The sequence below is a fragment of the Croceivirga sp. ABH4_376 genome, assembly GCF_056160685.1.
Genome location: NZ_JBSWXQ010000006.1, coordinates 70,232 through 93,902, shown reverse-complemented (window position 1 = coordinate 93,902; position 23,671 = coordinate 70,232). Strand labels below are relative to the sequence as shown.

The 23,671-nt window shown below is 38.6% G+C and carries 16 protein-coding genes; 11 read left to right on the top strand and 5 right to left on the bottom strand.

Annotation, left to right across the window (positions count from 1 at the left end):
• Nucleotides 1–72: 72 nt before the first annotated feature.
• Both ACXAGS_RS13145 and ACXAGS_RS13140 read left to right on the top strand, forming a co-directional pair.
• On the top strand, nucleotides 73–651 hold the full coding sequence (locus tag ACXAGS_RS13145) for a DUF4136 domain-containing protein (protein WP_474907357.1): 579 nt from the start codon (nucleotides 73–75) through the stop codon (nucleotides 649–651).
• A 140-nt stretch (nucleotides 652–791) separates the two neighbouring features.
• Nucleotides 792–1,019 carry a PLD nuclease N-terminal domain-containing protein gene (locus ACXAGS_RS13140; protein ID WP_474907355.1) on the top strand — a complete coding sequence of 76 codons (228 nt, stop codon included), beginning with the start codon at nucleotides 792–794 and terminating at the stop codon, nucleotides 1,017–1,019.
• A 29-nt stretch (nucleotides 1,020–1,048) separates the two neighbouring features.
• Here ACXAGS_RS13140 and ACXAGS_RS13135 read toward each other — a convergent pair whose 3' ends face one another.
• The gene (locus ACXAGS_RS13135) at nucleotides 1,049–1,510 is read right to left on the bottom strand and encodes an Lrp/AsnC family transcriptional regulator (protein WP_474907354.1); all 462 of its coding nucleotides are present in this window, start codon (nucleotides 1,508–1,510) and stop codon (nucleotides 1,049–1,051) included.
• A gap of 166 nt (nucleotides 1,511–1,676) precedes the next feature.
• On the opposite strand from ACXAGS_RS13135, the gene ACXAGS_RS13130 reads away from it, so the two are divergent.
• On the top strand, nucleotides 1,677–3,449 hold the full coding sequence (locus tag ACXAGS_RS13130; protein ID WP_474907353.1) for an aromatic amino acid hydroxylase: 1,773 nt from the start codon (nucleotides 1,677–1,679) through the stop codon (nucleotides 3,447–3,449).
• An 84-nt stretch (nucleotides 3,450–3,533) separates the two neighbouring features.
• Here the strand turns inward: ACXAGS_RS13130 and ACXAGS_RS13125 are convergent, their stop codons facing one another.
• Complete coding sequence (locus ACXAGS_RS13125) at nucleotides 3,534–4,151, bottom strand: DUF4230 domain-containing protein (protein WP_474907352.1); 618 nt, start codon at nucleotides 4,149–4,151, stop codon at nucleotides 3,534–3,536.
• A gap of 6 nt (nucleotides 4,152–4,157) precedes the next feature.
• A complete protein-coding gene (alaS, locus tag ACXAGS_RS13120) occupies nucleotides 4,158–6,773 on the bottom strand; it encodes an alanine--tRNA ligase (RefSeq protein ID WP_474907351.1) in 2,616 nt (871 codons plus the stop codon).
• A 105-nt stretch (nucleotides 6,774–6,878) separates the two neighbouring features.
• Between alaS and ACXAGS_RS13115 the strand changes: the two genes are divergently transcribed.
• The 7 genes from ACXAGS_RS13115 (at nucleotide 6,879) to pbpC (ending at nucleotide 18,070) form a co-directional block, all read left to right on the top strand.
• The gene (locus tag ACXAGS_RS13115) at nucleotides 6,879–7,856 is read left to right on the top strand and encodes a M23 family metallopeptidase (protein ID WP_474907349.1); all 978 of its coding nucleotides are present in this window, start codon (nucleotides 6,879–6,881) and stop codon (nucleotides 7,854–7,856) included.
• Nucleotides 7,856–8,185, top strand: a complete 330-nt coding sequence (locus ACXAGS_RS13110; RefSeq protein WP_167989644.1) for a MerR family transcriptional regulator — start codon at nucleotides 7,856–7,858, stop codon at nucleotides 8,183–8,185. The genes ACXAGS_RS13115 and ACXAGS_RS13110 overlap by 1 nt, the downstream gene beginning before the upstream one ends.
• A gap of 19 nt (nucleotides 8,186–8,204) precedes the next feature.
• The gene (locus tag ACXAGS_RS13105) at nucleotides 8,205–8,804 is read left to right on the top strand and encodes a LemA family protein (protein ID WP_474907346.1); all 600 of its coding nucleotides are present in this window, start codon (nucleotides 8,205–8,207) and stop codon (nucleotides 8,802–8,804) included.
• Nucleotides 8,804–9,244 (top strand): TPM domain-containing protein, encoded by a 441-nt coding sequence (locus tag ACXAGS_RS13100; protein WP_474907344.1) that lies wholly within the window; start codon nucleotides 8,804–8,806, stop codon nucleotides 9,242–9,244. The genes ACXAGS_RS13105 and ACXAGS_RS13100 overlap by 1 nt, the downstream gene beginning before the upstream one ends.
• A 5-nt stretch (nucleotides 9,245–9,249) precedes the next feature.
• Entirely contained in the window at nucleotides 9,250–10,056 is an 807-nt protein-coding gene (locus ACXAGS_RS13095) for a TPM domain-containing protein (RefSeq protein ID WP_474907342.1), read from the top strand.
• A 94-nt stretch (nucleotides 10,057–10,150) separates the two neighbouring features.
• On the top strand, nucleotides 10,151–15,700 hold the full coding sequence (locus ACXAGS_RS13090; protein WP_474907340.1) for an alpha-2-macroglobulin family protein: 5,550 nt from the start codon (nucleotides 10,151–10,153) through the stop codon (nucleotides 15,698–15,700).
• 6 nt (nucleotides 15,701–15,706) lie between these two features.
• Nucleotides 15,707–18,070 carry a penicillin-binding protein 1C gene (gene pbpC / locus ACXAGS_RS13085; protein ID WP_474907339.1) on the top strand — a complete coding sequence of 788 codons (2,364 nt, stop codon included), beginning with the start codon at nucleotides 15,707–15,709 and terminating at the stop codon, nucleotides 18,068–18,070.
• A 1-nt stretch (nucleotide 18,071) separates the two neighbouring features.
• Here the strand turns inward: pbpC and ACXAGS_RS13080 are convergent, their stop codons facing one another.
• Both ACXAGS_RS13080 and der read right to left on the bottom strand, forming a co-directional pair.
• The gene (locus tag ACXAGS_RS13080) at nucleotides 18,072–20,855 is read right to left on the bottom strand and encodes an outer membrane beta-barrel protein (protein ID WP_474907337.1); all 2,784 of its coding nucleotides are present in this window, start codon (nucleotides 20,853–20,855) and stop codon (nucleotides 18,072–18,074) included.
• 109 nt (nucleotides 20,856–20,964) lie between these two features.
• A complete protein-coding gene (der, locus tag ACXAGS_RS13075) occupies nucleotides 20,965–22,266 on the bottom strand; it encodes a ribosome biogenesis GTPase Der (RefSeq protein WP_474907335.1) in 1,302 nt (433 codons plus the stop codon).
• A 209-nt stretch (nucleotides 22,267–22,475) separates the two neighbouring features.
• Here der and mgrA point away from each other — a divergent pair, with 209 nt between their 5' ends.
• The gene (mgrA, locus tag ACXAGS_RS13070) at nucleotides 22,476–23,495 is read left to right on the top strand and encodes an L-glyceraldehyde 3-phosphate reductase (protein ID WP_474907333.1); all 1,020 of its coding nucleotides are present in this window, start codon (nucleotides 22,476–22,478) and stop codon (nucleotides 23,493–23,495) included.
• The last annotated feature ends 176 nt before the right edge of the window (nucleotides 23,496–23,671 follow it).

Here is a 23,671-nt window from a genome sequence, read left to right as displayed (position 1 = left end):
TAATTTCGGCATAATAATTGATGCTTATTTAGAAGTTAGCGAGCTCATTTTTAACATTATAAAAAAATTGATATGAAAAATTTTAAGTGGATAGCCTTACCCCTCCTTGCTGTAGTTTTCTTAAGTTCTTGTGCCACCGTAAACGTAATTACGGACTATGATAGACAGGCCGATTTTAAAGAATATAAAAGTTATGCGTTTTATAAAACAGGAATTGACAAAGCACAGATTTCTGATTTGGACAAAAAACGAATTTTAAAAGCCATTGAAACTGAAATGGCCAATAGAGGTTTTGTAAAGTCTCAGGACCCAGATATTTTGGTAAGTATTTTTACCAAAGAGCGTGAGCGTGTAGATGTCTACAACAACGTTGGCTGGGGCTGGGGTGGCTTTTACAATCCTTGGGCTTGGGGTCCCGGTTGGGGCTGGGGCTGGGGTGGTGGTTTTGGACCCAATGTTAGCGCCCGTACGGAAGGTTCTTTATACATAGACCTTATAGATGCCAAAGACAAAGAATTGGTATGGCAAGGACGCGGTGTTGGCACCTTGAATAATACCAAAGATATAGCCAAGAAAGAAGAGCGTATTCGTGAGTTTGTAGCTCAAATTCTAAAAGAATATCCGCCTATGCAGACAATAGCAGCCAAGTAATTAGCAAATACTATAGTTAGGCGAAGCATCTACCGCAAGTTTGAGTGTTCATCAGTACGGTTATAGGTAGGTGCTTCGCTTTTTTATTACCACAAACTTAGATTTTTATATATTTACACTTAACCGTTAAAATATTAGGTATGCTTTCTACTAACTTTTTAGGAATGATAGGTCCATGGCAGATTGTTTTGATACTAATTTGTCTATTAGGAGTTATACCGACTTTAATTGCTTTAGTTGATATTTTAAGAAATAGGTTTGAAGGAAACAACAAGATAATTTGGATTCTTGTGGTTTTATTTTTTAACTTTTTTGGAGCCGTGCTTTATTTTATTATAGGTAAAAAACAAAAAATCAAACTTCAATAGTTTTATCCTTTTATAGCCCAGCCATTTTATCACAGTAACGGAAACCGATTATCTTTTTTTGCTTCTTTGAGTCCAAAAGCACTCTTTACAGAACCTATGTTTGGCAAGGTGGCCACGCGTTGTTTTGCAAAAGTGTAGTAGGAATCTAAATCTTTCACTATAACTTTTAATAGAAAATCAAACTCCCCACCTACCACAAAACATTCTACTACCTCCGGAAAATCTTGGATACGGGCAATAAATTGGTCCATCAAATCAGCTTTTTGCACCTCTAAAGACACAAAACTGAATACGGTTATACTATCCGCTATCTTATCCTTATCCAGAATAGCTGCATATCCTTTTATAAATCCCTCTTTCTCTAAACGTCTAATACGGTCATAAACGGGGGTTTTGGTAAGTCCCAATTGCTCCGCAATGGTCTTGGCTACCATTTTCCCATCTTCCTCTAAGAGTTTCAATATCTGTCTATCTATAGCATCTAATTGCATACATTCCTGATTTACTCTTTACAATCAATGAAATTTAATGCTTTTTCCTCCTATAAACACTTATTACAGGAATTATTTCTATTTATTATTCCTATAACACGTTATATAATCACTTTATCCTAATTTTAAAGGAACTGCAATAAACTAAAACTACAAACAGCATCTCATGGTAGAACAGCCTTACGAAAGCAATCCTGTTCTGGATAAACTACCAGAACATTTAAGACAATACATTAAACCACAGAATTACGAGGAATACACGCCTGTAGACCAAGCGGTGTGGCGTTACGTAATGCGAAAAAATGTGGACTACCTGAGCAAAGTAGCGCACAAATCTTATGTAGATGGCCTGCAAAAGACAGGTATCTCTATAAATGCTATCCCAAATATGTATGGCATGAACAGGATTTTGAAGGAAATTGGCTGGGCAGCAGTAGCAGTAGACGGCTTTATCCCTCCTTCTGCATTTATGGAGTTCCAAGCTTACAATGTATTGGTGATAGCTTCTGATATTAGGCAATTAGAGAATATAGAATACACACCGGCTCCAGATATAATTCACGAAGGTGCCGGCCATGCCCCAATTATTGCCAATCCAGAATATTCGGAATATCTAAGGCGATTTGGAGAAATTGGCGCCAAAGCTATTTCTAGCGGAAAAGATTACGAACTATATGATGCCGTACGGCATTTATCCATCATAAAGGAAGCTGAAGGAACCCCACTAGAAGCGATTGAAAAGGCAGAGAAACGTATTGGGGCATTACAACAAAACATGGGAAAACCTAGTGAAATGGCCCTGCTCCGTAATCTACATTGGTGGACCGTGGAATATGGACTCATAGGTACGCTAGAAAACCCTAAAATATACGGTGCAGGCTTACTTTCTTCCATAGGAGAAAGTGCGTGGTGTATGACGGACAATGTTAAAAAACTACCATATACCTTAGAAAGCGCTCTAACCGATTTTGATATTACCAAACCGCAACCGCAGCTTTTTGTAACCCCAAACTTTGCTCACCTGAGTCAGGTTTTAGAAGATTTTGCAAATACCATGGCGCTGCGTACGGGTGGCTTATCTGCTGTTCAAAAATTAATTGACTCCCAAGCCTTGGGCACACTAGAACTAAGCACAGGATTGCAAGTTTCTGGTTATTTTGAACGTGTATGGAGTCATGAAGGGCTACCCATTTATTTTACGACTAAAGGTGCCACGGCCTTAGCGTACCATGACAAAGAATTGGTTTGCCATGGCACCGAACAACACCCAGAAGGGTTCGGTTCTCCCGTAGGTAAGCTTAAAGGCATAAATCTGGCCATTGAAGATATGAGCCCGCGCGATTTAAAAGCGTATAATATTTTTGAAGGCGAAACGGTAGAATTGGAATTTGTTGGTGGGGTTACTGTCTCTGGAGAAATTATTACGGGTACACGAAATTTACAGGGTAAAATCATTTTAATTACATTCCAAAATTGCACGGTAACCTACCAAGACGAAGTACTATTTAAACCGGATTGGGGTCTTTACCATATGGCTGTAGGTTGTGAAGTGCGTAGCGGGTATAATGGCCCAGCAGATTTAAAAAGCTTCAATTTGGTTTCTCACGCCTTGAGTGACGCTACCGTAAAAAAGAAGAGAGACGATGACAAATTAGCTCTAGAGGAATTTTACCAGCGTGTACGGGATTATAGAGAAGGTAAAAACACTATTATTTCTAGAGGTAAGCTATTTCAAGAATTTGTAACTCGTTTTCCAAAAGACTGGTTGTTGCCAGTAGAGTTGTATGAACTTGCCGTAAAAGGAAACAGAACTGGTTTAGCCGCAGAAATAAAAGCACATTTAGAACAACTAAAACTAGACCGCCCTAAGGTGGGGCATCTTATTGACGATGGCTTGGCTTTGGTAGACCAAGGACTAAAAGTGGGTTCTGAATTATAATTGGTTAAAAGTAAATTTTCAAGGTCATTTGTAACTCTGGAAAAATGAAAGGTGAGAAATCTCTAAGAGACAATAAAATTTCAACTAATCTTTCAACTGTAGCTCCAAATCACTCAGCTCCGTTACGGTTTGATCTTGATAAACGAGCGTCCAACCCATAGAATTAGTTAAGACCAACAGTTTAGACAATTCACTAACCAATCGGTTATTTGCATTGGAATACAACGTAGAGGCTTCAACTTTTTTTAAAAGCGAAGCCTTTACATTTTTCTTTATTTTATTGTAATCCTCTGCTGCAAAGGGATTCAAATAATCTTGAGTAACATCATAATACTCAAAATCTGGATGTAGTTTAATTTCTGGCTCAGGAATATGGGTTATCTGCACCGTTTTAGATTCCTGGTCTACTGTAAAAGCAACTTGCTTAAGGTCAAACACTATCTCAACATCAGCATTAACCACCACCAACGCTTTTTTTTCTGCGGTTACCAATGGTCCAAATAATTCCTTGCTATCCTTATAATTGTAAACTTCCGCAAAATGGCCCTCTGTTACTATTAACTTAGAAACCTGTGCAATTTGCTGCTCAATAAGCATAGAATTTTCCTTTAGGATAGAGCGCTCTTTCTGGGTATCCATATAACTATTATAAATGAATACCGCCGCTAAAGCAATTACAATTCCAGCAAGGATTTTTTTCATTCCTTTTTAATTAAGGTATGCTTTAACCTTATCCAACGCCTCCGGAATACCAGCAGGATTTTTACCTCCTGCCGTAGCAAAGAAGGGTTGGCCACCACCACCACCTTGAATGTATTTACCCAGCTCTCTTACAATTTGGCCCGCATTCAATTCTTTTGCTTTTGCCAGTTCTTTAGAGATATAGCAACTTAATAGTGCCTTACCGTCTTTATCTGCAGCTAACAATACAAACAAATTGTCTTTGTTGGCGCCCATCTCAAACAACAGATCTTTGATGCCACCAGCATCTAAATCTACTTGTTTGGCCAAAAAGTCGACTCCGTTTATGGTGGTAACTTCATTCAACAATTCTGACTTTAATCCTTTTGCTTTCTCTTTAAGCAATTGCTCTACTTGTTTGCGCAATTGGGCATTTTCGTCTTGCAAATCTGCCACCGCTTTTACAGGGTCTTTGGCTTTATTTAATAGACCTTTAATATCGGATAAAGTAGCATCATTCTCTTGGTAAAACGCTTTTACGGCATCAGAGGTAATCGCCTCTATTCTTCGGATACCTGCGGCCACTGCGCCTTCTGAGGTTATTTTAAAGTGCCATATTTCACTGGTATTTTGCACGTGCGTACCGCCACACAATTCAATAGAATTTCCAAATTTAATGGTACGTACGGTATCGCCATACTTTTCTCCAAACAATGCCATTGCCCCTGCTTCTAACGCTTGTTTTACAGGAACGTTTCTATTTTCTTCTAAGGGAATCTGCCCTGCAATACGGGCGTTTACAAATTGCTCTACCGCTTCTAATTCTTCTGGAGTAACTTTAGCAAAATGACTAAAATCAAAACGTAAATGCTTGGAATGCACAGCCGACCCTTTCTGCTCTACATGCGTTCCTAAGATTTCTCGCAACGCTTGATGCAACAAGTGTGTCGCCGTATGGTTACTAGCAGTACGTTGGCGCTGTTTTTTATCTACAACCGCTTTAAACGTACCCGCTAAATCTGCTGGCAAGTTCTCTGCAAAGTGTACAATCTCGTTATTCTCCTTTTTGGTGTCTAAAATGTAGGTTACATCGCCATTAGTAGCTTCTAAATAGCCCTTATCCCCTACTTGACCACCACCTTCTGCATAGAAAGGGGTTAGGTTAAAAACCAATTGGTAACGGTCCCCTTCCTTCTTAGTAGTAACCTTACGGTATTTTACCACTTTTACTTGTGCTTCTAAAGCATCGTACCCAATAAATTCTTGCTCAGCATCTTGTTCTAATACCGTCCAATCTCCCTTACTGATTTCAGAGGCGGCCCTAGAACGTGCTTTTTGGGCCTGCAATGCTTTTTCAAAACCCTCTGTATCTAAAGCAAAACCTTTTTCCTCTAGTATCAGCGCTGTTAAATCTATTGGAAAGCCAAAAGTATCGTACAACTCAAAAGCCTTATCTCCCTCTACTTTTTTATCCTTGGCAGATTTCATCACAGAATCTAACAACAACAACCCTTGCTCCAAGGTAGATAAGAACGAATTTTCTTCCTCCTTAATCACGTTCTCTATCAGTTGTTTTTGGTCCTTTAGCTCAGGGAATGCTTCTCCCATTTGTGCGGCCAACGTACTCACCAAACGATAAATAAACGGCTCTTTGGTATCTAAAAACGTGAACCCGTAACGGATAGCCCTTCTTAAAATTCTACGGATAACATAGCCTGCTCCTGTATTACTAGGCAGCTGCCCATCTGCAATAGCAAAAGCCACCGCTCTTACGTGGTCTGCAATTACACGGATAGCAATATCTGTTTCCTCGTTTTTACCGTACTTACTTTCCGTTATGGCTTCAATTTCACGAATTAATGGTGTAAAAACGTCAGTATCGTAATTACTTTGCACGCCTTGCAAAACCATACACAGACGCTCAAAACCCATACCGGTATCGATATGCTTTTCTGGTAAATTCTCTAATTGCCCATTGGCTTTTCTATTATATTGAATAAATACTAAATTCCAAATTTCTACCACTTGCGGATGGTCCATATTTACCAATTCTGCCCCTGGGGTTTTGGCTTTTTCTTCCGCAGAGCGAATATCTACGTGAATTTCTGAACAAGGTCCGCATGGCCCCTGATCACCCATTTCCCAGAAGTTATCCTTTTTATTCCCCATTAAGATGCGTTCTTCTGGCACAATAGCTTTCCAGAAATTAAACGCCTCTTTATCCATTTCTAATTGGTCTGCATCTTGGCTACCTTCAAACACGGTAACATACAAACAATCCTTATCAATTTTATAGACATCTGTTAACAGCTCCCATGCCCATGCAATGGCTTCTTTTTTAAAATAATCGCCAAAGCTCCAATTCCCCAACATCTCGAACATGGTGTGGTGGTACGTATCTTTACCCACCTCTTCCAAATCGTTATGCTTACCGCTTACACGTAAACACTTTTGGGTATCAGACGCGCGTTTAAATGTGGGTTTGGTATTGCCTAGAAAATACTCTTTAAACTGGTTCATTCCCGCATTGGTAAAAAGCAATGTTGGGTCATTTTTCATTACCATTGGGGCAGACGGAACTATCTTGTGTTCCTTATTCTTAAAAAAGTTTAAAAACTGTTCTCTAACCTGTTGGGATGTCATATGGAGAGTGCTACTTTAAATTATTTTTAACTCAACAAACAAAACAATTTTTATATTTGTTTGTTACCATAAATTGAAAGCCCAAAAATAGGATAAATTACCTTCATGTCTAAAGTAAAGTACTATTACGATCCAGATACCCTTTCTTACCGAAAAATAGAGCCTAAAAAATCTAAACGATACCGGAATGTATTTTTGTTCTTAGCCGGTTCTGCACTATTTGGTTTTCTGGGGCTTACCGTTCTATTGAATACCAATTTGGTAAATACGCCAAAGGAACTTTCCTTAGAAAGGGAAGTACAGAACTATGAGCTACAATACGAGATTTTAAATAAAAAAATGGACCAAATGGAACAGGTCCTTGCCAACATAGAAGATAGGGACAACAACATTTACCGGTTATACTTTGAGGCCAACCCAATTCCGGAAGAGCAGCGAAAAGCTGGTTTTGGTGGCGTAAATCGCTATAAATCTTTAGAAGGCTTTAATAATTCTGAGATGATAGTGAATACCACCAAACGGTTAGATATTATCCAGAAACAAATGGTTATCCAATCCAAATCTTTAGACGAAATTACCCTCTTGGCAGAAGAAAAAGAAAAACTATTGGCTGCCATACCCGCCATACAACCGGTACGAAACGAAGATTTAACCCGTATGGCCTCCGGTTTTGGTTGGAGAACAGATCCTTTTTTAAAAACACGTAAAAAACACTGGGGAATGGATTTTACCGCCCCAAGGGGAACACCAATATTTGCTAGCGGAGATGGTAAAATTACCCGCGCAGACAACAATTCTTCTGGTTACGGAAAGCATATAAGAATAGAACATGGCCATGGCTACATGAGTTTGTACGCACACTTAAGCAAATACAATGTTACTCCCGGCCAAAAGGTAAAACGAGGCGATTTAATTGGATTTGTTGGCAATACAGGCCGTTCAGAAGCGCCCCACTTGCATTATGAGGTTTGGAAAGATGGGGAACGCATAAATCCTATTAACTTCTACTACGGTAGTTTATCTCCAGAGGAGTTTGAAAGCATGTTGAAATTTGCTAACCAAGAGAATCAATCGCTCGACTAATGCATATAGACCTTCCAGAAAAACGATATTACGGTATAGGAGAAGTAGCCGAAGCTTTTGGTGTTAACACCTCATTGATTCGGTTTTGGGAAAAAGAATTTGATATTCTTCAACCTAAAAAAAATGCAAAGGGTAACCGAAAATTTACCCCAGAAGACATTAAAAATCTTAAATTGATTTTTCATCTGGTAAAGGAGCGTGGATTTACGCTAGAGGGAGCAAAAATTCATTTAAAAGAAGAAAAACATAAGACCCTTTCTCGTTTTGAAGTGATAGAAAAGCTACAAAAAGTGAAAGCAGAATTAATAAAAATTAAAGAACAACTATAACTACAATAAACACTAGAAAATGAAAAAAGGATTAATTGTGGTTGCTGTACTAGTCCTTATTGGTATTGCAATCTATTCATGGGCTGTAGGTTTTAACAACACAGCAGTAAAACTCAAAGAAACAACCACAGAAGCTTGGGGTAAAGTAGAAAGTTCTTACCAAAGACGTAACGACCTTATTGGGAACCTAGTTAAAACCGTACAAGGAGCGGCAGACTTTGAAAGAGGAACCCTAACAGATGTAATAGAAGCACGTTCCAAAGCAACAGCTACCACAATAGACCCTGCCAATATTACGCCAGAACAATTACAAGCATTTAACCAAGCGCAAGGCGGTTTAAGCTCTGCTTTATCTCGATTATTGGTAACGGTAGAACGCTACCCTGATTTAAAAGCCAATCAGAATTTCTTAGAATTACAATCGCAATTAGAAGGGACGGAAAACCGAATTAACGTAGCTAGAGACCGTTTTAATGAAGCCATTAGGCCTTACAACACCCATATTAAAACGTTTCCTAATTCTGTTTTAGCTGGGTGGTTTGGTTTTGATGAATTGGCATACTTTAAAGCAGAAGCCGGTGCGGAACAAGCCCCGGATGTTGATTTTAATTTTGACTAATGAACGCTAAGGTAGAAGCCTTTTTAACTGCAGAAGAAGAACAAGAAATTGTAGCTGCCATTATTAAGGCAGAAAAAAATACTTCTGGAGAGATTCGTGTGCATATTGAAGCTACAACGCAACTAGACCATTTTAGCAGGGCGCAACAAGTATTTCATTTTTTAAAAATGGATAACACCAAAGACGAAAACGGGGTGTTAATATATGTTGCCGTACAAGACAAACGCTTTGTTATCTATGGTGACCGTGGTATAGACCAAGCGGTACCCAAAGGTTTTTGGGAATCTACCAAAGAAGTTATTGCCCAGCACTTTAAAAAGGGGGCTTTTAAAGAGGGTATTGTAGCAGGTGTCTTAAAAGCTGGCCAAGAATTAGAAGCACATTTTCCTTGGCATCACGGAGATGTTAATGAGTTAAGTGACAGTATTTCTAAAGGGTAAACCACATGACCAAAGCATTGGGTATTAAGTATATTTTAGGTTTTACGCTAAGCATATTTTGCTTACAGCTTAGCTGGGGGCAGTTTACAATACCAGATAGACCTAAAGTAGAAACCAGTGTTTATGACTATATAAACCTATTATCGGCAGGGCAAAAAAAACAGTTAGAGCAAAAATTAATTCGTTACTCAGATAGTACTTCTACGCAAATAGTTATTGCCATTATAAATTCTACCGAAGGGGAGAATATTAATTACTTGGGAGCCCAATGGGGTCAAAAATGGGGTATTGGCCAAGAAAAGGAGGATAATGGAATTCTAATACTCTTGGCCAGAAACGATAGAAGAATAGCTATTAATACCGGCTATGGTGTAGAAGAATTCCTAACGGATTTTATGAGTAGGCGCATTATAGAACAGGTAATAATTCCTCAATTTAAACAAGACAACTACTACGCAGGGTTAGACAAGGGGGCAGATGCTATCTTTCAAGTATTAAACGGGCAGTTTAAAGAAGACCGAGATTTTAATAAGCAACCGTTTTTTAAAGACGCCCTACCATTTATCATTTTTATCATCATCCTCTTTGTAATTATCAGTAGCAGCAAACGTAATGGAGGCGGCAGAAACAACCGTGGCGGCAAAGGCGGCCGTGGATTGGATATTTGGGACATGATAATTCTAAGCAACATGGGCCGTGGCGGCGGGTCTTCCGGTGGTTTTGGCGGCGGCGGCAGCTTTGGAGGTGGCGGCTTTGGCGGCGGCTTCGGAGGCGGTGGTTTTGGTGGTGGTGGCGCATCTGGTGGTTGGTAAGTATTGCCTTAACGCCAACTTCACGGTTTTCAGGGTAAAAACAAGTACGTTTTAACCGTAAATTGCGTTAGCTTATAAGCGGTAAACCTAACCCATGAAAAACATAAACAAACTATTGGTTTTAACGGCACTACTAATTGTGGGTGCCTGTAAAAAACAAGCTACAAACCAACAAACCGATAATCTTTTCAAATTCAAAGAATACATTGGTTACCATACCATGGGGAGACAAAGTATAGGCACGCCTATAACCATTGGTCTTAACCAAGTTTTAACCGATTTTGAAATTAGCCAAGAGCTGAGTAAGGATATCCTAAGAATAAGCCCTAAAACAGAAGGCACCTTGACCATAGAAAATGGCCAAAAGCTAATTTTTGTACCCGCTGAACTACTAGAGCCCAACACCACATATTCCGTTAGTCTAAACCTTAATAAACTACTACCAAAAATTCCATCAGAATTTAAAACCTATACGTTTGAATTTCAAACCTTGGAACCCAATTTCAAAATTAACCTTGACCAATTACAATCTTACGCTAAAGACTTACAATACATTAATGGAACTTTAGAAGCTAATGATTTGTTACCCTACCAAAATTTAAAATCCCTACTATCGGTAACACAAAATGGCAAACCCCTTTCCGTAAAATGGAACGAGGCTGACCGTCCAAGCCTATTCTACTCCTTTACCATAGATAGTATCTCTAGAAAAGAAAAAGATAGTAAAATTCAAGTTTCATGGAGCGGTAAAGCTGTTGGCGTGGCAAACAACGGAACAACGGAATATACCATTCCCGGGCGTAATAAATTGGTAATAACGGATGTAAAAACATCCGCATCACCCAATGCCATTTTGACCATAAACTTTTCAGAACCCCTAGAGGCCAACCAGAACCTAAATGGCTTGGTACGTATTGAAGGTGCAGAAAATTTAAGATATGAAGTGAGCGGCAACTTGCTTAGGGTTTATCCTTCCAATAAAATAACAGGAGAAGTAAATGTAAAAGTTTTTGAGGGCATTAAGAGTATCTATGGTTACACCCTAAAAAACACCTTTTCAGAATTTGTTTCTTTTGAACAGCTTAAGCCTGGCGTTCGTATGCTTTCTAAGGGTACTATTTTGCCTAATTCCAGTACAACACCTATCTATTTTGAAACCGTTAATCTTTCTAAAGTTGAAGTAAGGGTCATTAAAGTATACCAAAACAACATGCTTCAATTTTTACAGTACGGCAACCTGTACCAGACTTATAGTTCAGATTTACGCCCGGTAGGCAGAAAGATAGCTTACAAACTATTGGATTTAGAAAAAAACCAGAACACTACTGGTTCTTGGACAGCCCATGCCTTAGACCTCTCCAAATTAATACAGGTAGATCCTGGCGCTATGTATAGAGTCGAATTCAGTTTTAACCATAATCATATCACCTATGATTGCGAGGCATCAAAATTGGATACCGAAACCCTTTTTTCTACTGCTACTGATGAGGATGCTACCGAAGCGGAAGAGCGCTATTGGAACAACGAAATTTATTATTGGCGAGACCAAAACTACAATTGGGAAGAGCGAGACAATCCCTGCCACCCAGCCTATTACAACCAAGACCGTTTTGCTTTCACCAATTTATTGGGAAGTGATTTAGGTTTAATCGTAAAAAAAGGCAATAACAAAACCTATCATTTTGCAACCACCAATCTACTAACGGCCCAACCGGAACCCGGCACTTCTATAGGCCTATACAATTTTCAACAACAAAAAATTGCTTCTATAAAAACGGACGCAGAAGGTTTTGCCATTTATGATGGAGCTAAAACCGTGGCTTTTGCCATTGCGGAAAAGAACAACAATTTTGCCTATGCTAAATTAATGGATGGTAATTCCCTTTCTTTAAGCAAGTTTGATGTTTCTGGAGAAACCTTACAAAAAGGGTTGCAAGGTTTTACCTATTTTGAAAGAGGTGTTCACCGCCCAGGAGATATTGCGCATCTAACCTTTGTTCTAGATGATAGCGCCAACCCATTACCCAAGGACCATCCTGTAGTTTTGGAAGTAACCGATGTAAACGGAAAATTGGTACAACGCAACGTCTTAAAAGATAATCCCATCGCTGTTAACGATAGCCTATTTGCCCAAAAGACCAACAACTTCTATTACTTTCCTATTCCTACCCAAGTAGATGCTCCAACGGGAAGTTGGTTGGCTAACATCAAGGTAGGGGGCGCGCAATTTTCAAAATCATTGCGAATTGCAACTGTAAAACCAAATCGTTTAAAGGTGGCACTTGCTTTTGAGAATGATATTTTGCACGCCAATACACCTAATGCCGGTACGCTTAAAGTGAATTGGTTACATGGAGCGCCTGGTAGGAATCTAAAGGTGACAGTAAATGCGGTTCTTGAAACCGACAACAATCCATTTCCTGATTATAAAGGTTACGAATTTACAGACCCCGTTAGAAACTATGCTAGTTCTGAAATTCAATTTTTGGAAGGAACGGTAAATAACCAAGGGCAATTAAAATTAAACAAAGAAATAGCGGTTAACGGCAAAGCACCAGGAATGTTAAAAGCCACTTTTACCACACTAGCTTTTGAAGGTGGTGGAGACTACAGTTTAGATGTATTTTCCAAAAAAGTAGCTCCTTATTCACATTTTGTGGGATTAAAGTCGCCCAAGGCCAAAGAATACGGTTCTTTCTACACAGATGAAAACAACACCTTTGAGGTACTTTCTATAGACGATTCTGGAAAAGCAGTTGCCAATAGGGAATTGGAGGTACAATTATTTAAAATAGAATGGAGATGGTGGTGGAACCGTGGTTACGATAACTTATCCCGCTATGAAAATGCAACCATTCATAGACCCTATAAAAACTTAACTATTAAAACAAATGGTTCTGGAAAAGGAGAATTTAATTTTAATATTCCAGATGAAGAGGGTGGCAGGTTTTTAATCCGGGTACTAGATAAAAAGTCTGGCCATGCAACCGGTAGGGTAGCTTATTTTTATAAAAATTGGTGGAAACGTCCCAATAACAATGATACGGAAAGCTCAAAAATTCTATTGTTTACTGCAGAAAAAGACTCCTATAAAACAGGAGAAACCGCTACCATTTCTTTTCCTTCAGAAGCTGGCAGTAAGGCTTTGTTAAGTATTGAAAACGGTAGTGAGGTACTACTGCAACAATGGATTAGCACGACAGCTAAAGAAACCAAAACTTCTTTTGCCATTACACCAGAAATGGCACCAAATATATATGTAAACATTTCGCTTTTGCAACCACATGGACAAGTTAAAAACGACATGCCAATTAGGCTTTATGGCATTGTTCCGTTAAACGTAGAAAATCCAGAAACCATTTTAAATCCAAGGCTAGAGATGCCAGAAGTCTTGAAACCAAAATCTAGTTATACGGTAAAGGTTAGCGAGAGCAATGCAAAACCTATGACCTACACTTTGGCCGTTGTAGACCAAGGACTTTTAGATTTAACAAGATTTAAAACACCAGACATACATAAGGCGTTTTTTAGCAGACAAGCTTTAGGCGTAAAAACCTTTGATATTTTTGATGACGTTATGGGCGCCTATTCGGTTAGCGTAGATAACATTTATGCCATAGGAGGTGGCGGAATGGCAGATGAGGCCAAAAATAGAAAAGCACAGCGTTTTAAGCCGGTAGTTACCTATTTGGGACCGTTTAATTTAAAAGCTGGGGAAAAGGCAACACATACTATAGCCATGCCCAATTATGTAGGAGCCATTAGAACAATGCTCATTGCCGGTAATGAAAACAGTGCGTATGGAAAAGTAGAAAAAGATGTTCCGGTTAGGCAACCGCTTATGGTTCTTAGTTCTGTTCCAAGAAAGCTTACAGCTGGCGAAACCCTTACTGTACCCGTAACTGTATTTGCCATGGAAAAAGGTATACGCAACGTTTCGGTTAACATTTCGGCCTCCGAGGCTTTAGAAGCGTTAGATGGAACACATAAGAACTTAACTTTTGACGCTGTAGGCGATAAGATTGTAAACTTTAAATTCAAAGTTAAAGCCAATCCAAAACATCAAACCTTGACGGTTAATGTGAATGGACATGGTAAAAAAGCAAGTACTACCACAGAAGTACAAATTGTTAACCCAAACCCAATTACAAATAAGAGCACGCTATATCAATTAGACGGCAATGCTTCGGAAGCGATTAATATCTCCCTTTTTGGAACATCTGGTACAAATGCGGCCAGTATTGAATTCTCTACCCTTCCGCCAATGGATTTTTCTAAACGCTTAAAGTATTTAATACAATATCCACATGGTTGTGTAGAACAGACTACCTCTGCCGTTTTTCCTCAGTTATTTTTAAGTGATGTGGTAGATATTACCTTTGAAAAGAAAAAAGAAACCGACAAGAATATTAAAGCTGCTATACGTAAACTAAGCGACTTTCAATCGCCCGAAGGAGGATTGAGTTATTGGCCTGGATACGGTGCGGTAGATGATTGGGGCACTACATACGCCGGTCATTTTATGTTAGAAGCAAAGAGAAAGGGGTATCAATTACCGCTCACCTTTCTAAGTAACTGGTTAAAATACCAAAGCACTACCGCAAGACAATGGAGCAGACAACAGCAGCGATACAATACAGACTTGAATCAAGCTTACCGTTTATACACCTTGGCCCTGGCCCAACAGCCAGAGCTTGCGGCAATGAATCGTCTGCGAGAAAGCGCCAAATTAAGTAACGAAGCTAAACTTAGATTGGCTGCAGCCTATGCCTTAGTAGGAAAGAAAAACATTGCCAAAACCTTGGTTAATACCGCCAATATAGAGACCAAAACCAGTAACAATGATTATTACACCTATGGTTCCGTATTTAGAAATAGAGCCATGGCCTTGGAGACAATGGTATTGTTGGCTATGGACGAACAGCGGGAACTTGCCTTGTCCTTGGCCAAGAATTTAGCTTCCCAACAATGGTATAGCACTCAAGAAACAGCATTTGGACTAATTGCATTGGCTAAAATGGCAGAAAATAACGGAGGTAAATCTATAAACGTCTCTTACGTTTACAATGGTAAAAATACAACTGTAAAAACAGAAAAAGCAATTGCCAACAGAGAACTACCTATCATTGGAAATTCTGAAACTATCACCGTAAAAAACAACAAAGCCAATATATTATATGTTACGCTAAACCAACAAGGCAAACTACCTGTTGGAGAAGAAATGGCTCAGCAAAGTAAATTGAAAATAACAGCAACATACACCTTACCAAACGGTAGCACTACTTCTGTTGAAAACATGAAACAGGGCACGGTATTTACGGCGAAACTAACCGTAAATAATTTAACCAATGATGCTGTTTCCAATGTGGCTCTAACACATATTATTCCAAGCGGATGGGAAATTGTTGACACCTCTTTTGCCACAAATACAAATAAGAACCAAGGTGTTGATTACATGGATATACGTGATGACCGTTCGTATATCTATTTTGATTTAGAAGCGAAACAAACCAAAACGTTCTATATTAAGCTAAACGCTTCTTATTTAGGCAACTACTATTTACCGGGAACGCAGGTAGAAGCCATGTACGACCATACCTACCAAGCTAGGAACAAGGGAAATTGGGTAACTATTAGCCAATAAGTTTACATGTACAGGTTAAGTGAATTAATTAAAAAACACAAACTTAAATTAGGTACTGCCTTAACTTTGTTTGTCGTTTGGTTATTTTGCTTACCCAACGTACTTTTTGATCAGCCTACTTCTACCGTGGCCTTATCTGCCAATGGGCAACTTATGGGGGCAAGAATAGCAAAGGATGGGCAATGGCGATTTCCTGCAATGGATACCGTACCTTACAAATATGAGCAATGTATTTTGCTCTTTGAGGACGAATACTTTTACCAACATCCAGGTTTTAACCCAATTTCTATTCTAAAAGCGATACAACACAATTTAACCAAGAAAAGCAGGCGAGGCGGTAGCACCTTAACACAACAGGTTATACGATTAAGTAGGGGGCAAAGAAAAAGAAGTTACACCGAAAAGCTAGTTGAGCTAGTGCAGGCCACCCGATTGGAAGCTCGTTTTTCTAAAAAAGAAATTTTACGCTTGTATGCTAGCCATACCCCCTACGGTGGAAACGTTGTTGGCTTAGAGACTGCGGCTTGGCGGTATTTTGGTATAAGCGCTAAGCATTTAAGCTGGGGGCAAACCGCGGCTCTGGCCGTTTTACCCAATTCTCCTTCACTTATTTTCCCTGGTAAAAATGATAACGCCTTATTAAAAAAAAGAAATAGGCTACTGCAAAAGTTACACGATAAAAAAATACTGGACGTAACAGGATTAGAGTTGGCCTTGGCAGAACCTTTACCCCAAAAGCCATTACCACTACCCAACTTTTCACCTCATCTAACGGAACGAATTAAAAATGAACATCTTGGCAAACGGATAAGAACTACCATAGATGCTACCTTACAAAAAAGACTCAATCGCTTAGCAAAGGTGCATCATCTATCTTTAGCAAAAAATGAAATTGATAATTTGGCCATATTGGTACTGGATGTTAATACCCGAAACGTACTGGCCTATGTAGGCAATGCACCTAACGTAGATGCAGAGGCCTATTTTGTAGACATTATTAGCAAAAAAAGAAGTACGGGCAGCACCTTAAAACCGTTGTTATTTGCTGCATTGATGGACGAAGGCCAAATATTACCCAATACCCTGGTAAAAGATATTCCAACGGTAATAAATGGATATCAGCCTGAAAATTTTAACAATACTTATGCTGGGGCCGTACCTGCTTCCAATGCCTTGGCCCGTTCTTTAAACATACCCGCCGTACGTTTGTTACAAGCTTATGGCTTGCAAAAATTCTACAATAAATTAAAACAGGTACAGCTACCGTCTTTAAATAAGCCCGCTTCCTATTATGGACTTCCTTTAATTTTAGGTGGTGCTGAAGCTACCCTTTGGGAACTTACCGCAACCTTTGCCAACATGGCTTCTGTGGTAAACCATTTTTCTGAAAGCAGTAGCACGTACAGGACACATGAATTTAAAGCGCCCAATTACTTGGCTAACCAAACCTATAACTTTGGTAATGACCAAAACAAGGCAACAGTTTACAGCGCAGGGGCTATCTATGAAACATTCCAAGCCTTACGTAAAGTTAACCGACCAAAAGGAGAGGAAAACTGGTATTTCTTTAATGACTCCCAACCCTTGGCTTGGAAAACGGGCACCTCTTTTGGCTTTAAAGATGCTTGGGCCGTAGGAGCAACCCCAAAATATGCCATTGGGGTTTGGGCCGGAAATGCAGATGGAGAAGGCAGACCAGGATTAACTGGAATTACTGCCGCAGCACCTTTACTTTTTAAGGTGTTACAGCAGTTACCACAATCTGGTTGGTTTGCAACCCCCTATGATGATTTAATGGAACTGCAAATATGTGATAAAAGTGGATTTGAAGCTTCACCCTTATGTGAGAAAACGAATAAAACATATGTTCCGTTAGCTGCTAAAAAAGGGCTTAATTGCCCATATCACCGGCAATTGTCCTTAGACCAAACAGGGGCGTTTCAAGTTAACGCTAATTGCTATCCTATTGAGAACATAGTTGCCAAACCTTGGTTTGTTTTACCACCTACCATGGCCTTTTACTATGAAAAACAAAATACGGAATACAAAAACCCTCCCCCCTTTTTAGACAACTGTGGCGAATTTAATCAACAAGAACTAGTATTCTTATACCCTAAAAAAGGGGAAACCCTTGTTTTACCCAAAGACCTTGGCAACCAAACACAAGAAGTTTTGGTAAAAGTTGCCCACAAAATGGAAGAATTGCCCGTGCATTGGTATTTAGATGAAAGCTATGTGGGCACTACCACGCACTTTCATGAACTTTTATTACCCCTTAAACCTGGGGACTACAAATTAAGCGTAATGGACGATAATGGAAATTTAATAGCCCAAAACCTAAGGGTGGTAACAACAGGGATGGAAAGGTAATTTACATTCTATAGAAACGCCTACCTCCTTGCCTTTTTGGAGCGCCACTACCACCAAAGGAATCGAACTTAATAGTTAGGCTTCCCATAAAATACCTACGCAATACGGTACCCTGAAAATCTTGTATAAAATCATCACCAGTAGTACGGCGTGTATTAATGTTCTGGTTTAACAAATCGTAAGCCAATACTTTTAAGGTTGCTTTTTTCTTAAACAACTGTACACCAAGGCTCATATTCCAAAAAAGAGCATCTTTATCAAAACCGGGCCCTACATTGCTGTTGTAGCTGTAATTGATGTCATTGCCCAAAATCCAATTACGTGGCCAATAAGTTGTAGTGCGTAAACCTACGTTATGGGTAACAAAAGAAACGTCTTCTAAACGGTCTAAATTGTATTTGGTTTGGTTGTAATTAAAACGATAAGACGGCTCTAATTCTAGCAGCTCTTTTAAGTTTAAAGTCGCCGACACTCTTGGACTTATACTAAATCTTTTTGCTTCTAATAATTGGCCATTACTAAAGCTTTTTTGTTTGCTATAGTTAAAACCGGGATTAATACGAAATCCTATGGCATACAATGTATCTTTTTTGATGTTCTTGGAATAATTGATTCCTGCCCAACCTTGGTAATTACCAGAAATATTGGTGTAGGTGGTTGTCCTTATCAAGTTATCGTCCGTTGTGGTTACGGGTACAATTTGGTCATCTACAAAACCTATACTGGCGTAGGCAAAAAGCCCTGTACGCTCTTTCCAATTGTAATTATTAAAATTTAAATAGATATCCTTGGAACGTATAGGTTCCAAGTCCGGATTTCCTTGTATAATATTCAATGGATTGCTTACATCTGCCACAGGTTGTAACTGACTTACGTTTGGCAACCTAATATTATTATTATAGTTTAGGTACAAGCGCGTGTTTTTGCCAAAGGTATAATTGAACCAGCCCTCCGTTGTAAAAATGCGATACTCTTTGTTAAATTGGGTTCCTTGTAAAAAATCAGCATTTTCTAAGCTTAGGATATTCCAGTCCGCATTAACCCCAAAACGTATTTTTTTATTGTTCATTTGAAAACCCACAGAGGGTATGTTTCGGGTTACATGGAATTCAAAATCTGAACTTAACAACTCATTAAAACTTGTATACAAAGCTGTTGTTTCATCCAAATTAAAAACCGTTCTATTGTTTTTTTCTTGTTCGCTTTCATAAGTGTAACTAAAATTCAAATAAACATCTTTCTTTAAAGGCTGTCTATATCTTGCACTTAGGGTGTAATTATCTTCTTTACGGTCTACCAGGGTTTGTTGGTCTAATGCTGTTTGTTCATTCCCTGTAAAAACTTCACTTAAGGCATTAAGATATACCGTATTCTCCGTTCTATTATTGGTGTTCCTAAAACGTATACGAATGTATTTACCAAGTGTATCTAGCCGTTTCATAATACTCGTGGTATTGTTAAAACCACTATTAAAACCGTCTTCTCTTGTAGTTGTAGTATTTCTATTAACTAAGTCTCCAAAGGCATCCGAGCTCTCCGTTTCATTTTGGTTTAGGGAATTGTATCTATTTACACTCAACGTAGGTTCAACAGTAATTCTTAAAGTTGGGTCTATGTCAAATTCCAGATTGGCAGAACCTCGGTTAGAATTGGTAGCACCTACAAAGTTACGTTCGGTATCTGTAAAGAAACTACCGGTTGGCAGTATGTTTTCTCTAGAAACCACTTCGTTGTTATAAGAATCACTGTATGCAAAAAAATAATTTGCATCTAGTTCATACTCATTTTTCTTTTGGTCTGCAAAGCTACCGCCCAGGGTACTAGAGGTAACTATACCGCTACCAAAACCAGAAGGTAATTGCCCCAAAGAAACACCAGCATTCTCATTAAAATTAAAGCCGCTTCCTCTGGAATTACCTACCATTTCATAAATCTCATCAAAAGAAAAACCTGCATTATTAATGTTGTTGGAACTGGCTAACAAACTTAAACGCTTGGTTTTATTAAAGTAGTTAAGTAAACCATTTCCTTGGTACCTGTCATCTGTACCATACCCACCAGAAACACGGCCCATATAACCTTTATTCTTATCTTCTTTAAGTGTTAGGTTGATGGTTTTGGTTTGCCCGTCACCAGCTTCACCAGTAAACTCCTGTTCCTTAGTTTTAGAATCCGTGATTTGTATTTTACTTATAATATCCTTGGGAAGACTTTTAGTGGCAACCGTTGGATCGCTGCTAAAAAATACTTGGCCATTTACCAATACCTGATTTACCTCTTTACCATTGACCGTAATTTTACCATCGGTACCAACCTCTACTCCTGGTAACTTTTTTAGTACATCTTCTACGGAAGCATCTGGTCTTACCTTAAAAGAATCAGCATTAAACTCTAACGTATCTTTTTTAACGGTAATGGGAACACGGTCCGCAACTACGTTAACCCCTTGTAACTGTTGTGCATTTATTTCCATACCCACAACCCCTAGCGCTATCAACGGTTTTCTGGTTACTATTTTAGATAGCTGTTTATAACTATTGTAGGTAAATACAACTCTTAACTCCTTTCTTGCAGATTTACCCTCTATCTCAAAAAAACCATTTTGGTCCGTAATAGAATAGGTAACCAGCGTACTGTCTTTTATTGTTTCTACATGTACGGTAGCAGCTTCTAATACAGAATTATCCGCTATGTCTTTAACGGTTCCTGTAATCTTAAAATCTTGTGCGAATAGGGAATTTACGGTTACTAAGAATAGCAACCATAATTGTGGTTTATTTTTCAAATTTGGTCTGGTATTTAATTGGTCTAGTTCTGTTTAGCCTTTAAAATACCCAAACCTTAGAAAGTAGTTTTATGGTTTAACGTTACTTTAGCAGAAACTTTAGCTAAAATTATTTTTTACGCATAAATACGGTGATAGGAACACCTGAGAAATCGAAGTTCTCCCTAATTTGATTTTCAAGGAAGCGCTTGTAGGGATCTCTTACATATTGGGGTAAATTACAGAAAAATGCAAACTGCGGATATTGGGTTGGCAATTGTGTACAAAACTTAATTTTAACATATTTACCCTTAATAGATGGTGGTGGCCTGTTTTCGATTATGGGTAACATAATATCATTCAACTTGCGCGTAGGAATACGCTTGGACCTATTTTGATAAACCTCTACTGCCGTTTCAATTGCTTTATAGATGCGTTGTTTGTTCAAAACAGAAATAAAAAGAATTGGCACATCTACAAACGGTTCTAGTTGCTTTTTAATGGCTTTGGTGTAATCTCTAACCGAATTGGTTTCTTTATCAACCTTATCCCATTTATTCACTAAAATAACAATTCCCTTATTATTGCGTTGCGCCAGCCAGAAAATATTCTGTACTTGCCCATCAAAACCACGGGTAGCATCTAACATTAAGATACAAACATCACAATGCTCAATTGCCCTAACAGATCGCATTACCGAGTAAAATTCCAAGTCTTCCTTTACCTTGGCCTTTCTACGTATACCTGCAGTATCTACCAAGTTAAATTCAAAACCAAAGCGGTTGTATTTAGTATCTATACTATCTCTAGTGGTACCTGCAATATCCGTAACAATATACCGATCCTCTCCTATTAAGGCATTAATGAATGATGATTTACCAGCATTGGGCCTACCCACAACTGCAAACCGAGGTAAATCGTCTACTATTTCTTCGGTCTCTGGCAATACTTCTACCAAAGCATCTAATAACTCACCAGAACCACTTCCGTTAATACTGGATATGGTAAAATATTCTCCCAAACCAAGTGCATAAAACTCCACCGCATCTGCTTCGCGCTGGGCATTATCTACCTTATTAACTGCTAAAAAAACTGGCTTATCTACCTTTCTAAGTAAATTGGCAACATCCTCGTCCATACCGGTTACCCCAGATTCTACATCCACCATAAAAATAATGGCATCTGCCTCATCTATGGCCAATTCTACTTGCTTATCTATTTCTTGCTCAAAAATATCCTCACTACCAATAACATAACCACCGGTATCTATTAGCGAAAATTCCTTTCCATTCCAATCACTCTTACCATAATGACGGTCACGAGTAACCCCACTTACCGCATCCACAATAGCCTCCCTACGTTGAATTAAACGGTTAAAAAAAGTGGATTTACCAACATTAGGTCTCCCTACAATAGCAACAATAGCGCCCATCCCTTGAAATTTTTGGCAAAAGTACCATTAATTTTCATAGGCTGCTATTTCTTAGTGATTTGTACTAAAAATAGTTTATTGGGCCAACTAATTTTTACTACTACTTTTTACACTATTTACATGAGATTTGTCTACTAATACTTCACAACCTCATCTTATTCATGGTTATTGTACCTTTCTTTTATAAATTGAAGATTTAAAAACGGGATATGGAAATTAACGATACGCAAAATATGATGGGCTATGTGGCCAACCCAGAACGATACAAAAAAATGCAGTATAAAAGGTGCGGAAATTCTGGACTTTTACTGCCTAAGTTATCCTTAGGATTATGGCATAACTTTGGTGACACGGACAACTTGATTACAGCCAGAAATATTTTAAGAACAGCTTTTGACCTTGGCATAACACATTTTGATCTAGCCAATAATTATGGCCCACCTTATGGTGCTGCAGAAACCAACTTTGGGAAATTATTTCAACAAGATTTTAAAAACTACCGAGATGAGCTAATTATTTCCAGTAAGGCCGGTTTTGATATGTGGCCAGGACCTTACGGCAATTATGGTTCTAAAAAATACTTGATTGCCAGTTTGGACCAAAGTTTAAAACGCATGGGGCTAGAGTATGTAGACATCTTTTACCATCATAGACCGGACCCAGAAACGCCTTTAGAAGAAACCATGGCCGCCTTACATCAAATTGTACAGCAAGGGAAAGCATTGTACGTGGGTATCTCCAATTATCCTGCAGAACTAACGGAAAAAGCATATGCCATCTTAAAAGAAATGGGAACACCTTTACTTATACATCAGCCAAAGTATAGTATGTTTGAAAGATGGGTTGAGGACGGTTTATTAGACGTTTTAGAAGACAAAAGAATAGGTTCCATTGTCTTTTCTCCCCTGGCACAAGGTTTATTAACGGATAAGTACCTAAATGGGTTTCCTGAAGATTCTAGAGCGGTACGCGATGCAAGATATTTAGATACCGGACAAATTACACAGGACCTTTTAAACAAAATCAGCGCATTAAATGATTTAGCTAAAAAAAGGAATCAAAGTTTGGCACAAATGGCCATTGCTTGGTTGTTACAAAAACCCCAGGTTACTTCGGTTTTAGTAGGAGTTAGTAAACCGGAACAATTAACAGACAATGTAAAAGCATTAGACCGTATAACATTTGATAACAAAGAGCTACAACTCATAGAAGACATCTTGGCTAAATAAATTCTATGACAGTATAAATTCCAAACTAATTACCGTTAAAAGTCAATCTTAACAAATCTTAGCAATTGGTTTTGGCGGTTTTGCTCAAGTATTAAATTTCATGGGATTAACTATTTGCAGAGCAATAAATCTTGTTGTTTAAAAATTAAATATCTTTTAGTTAGTTAAACTTAACC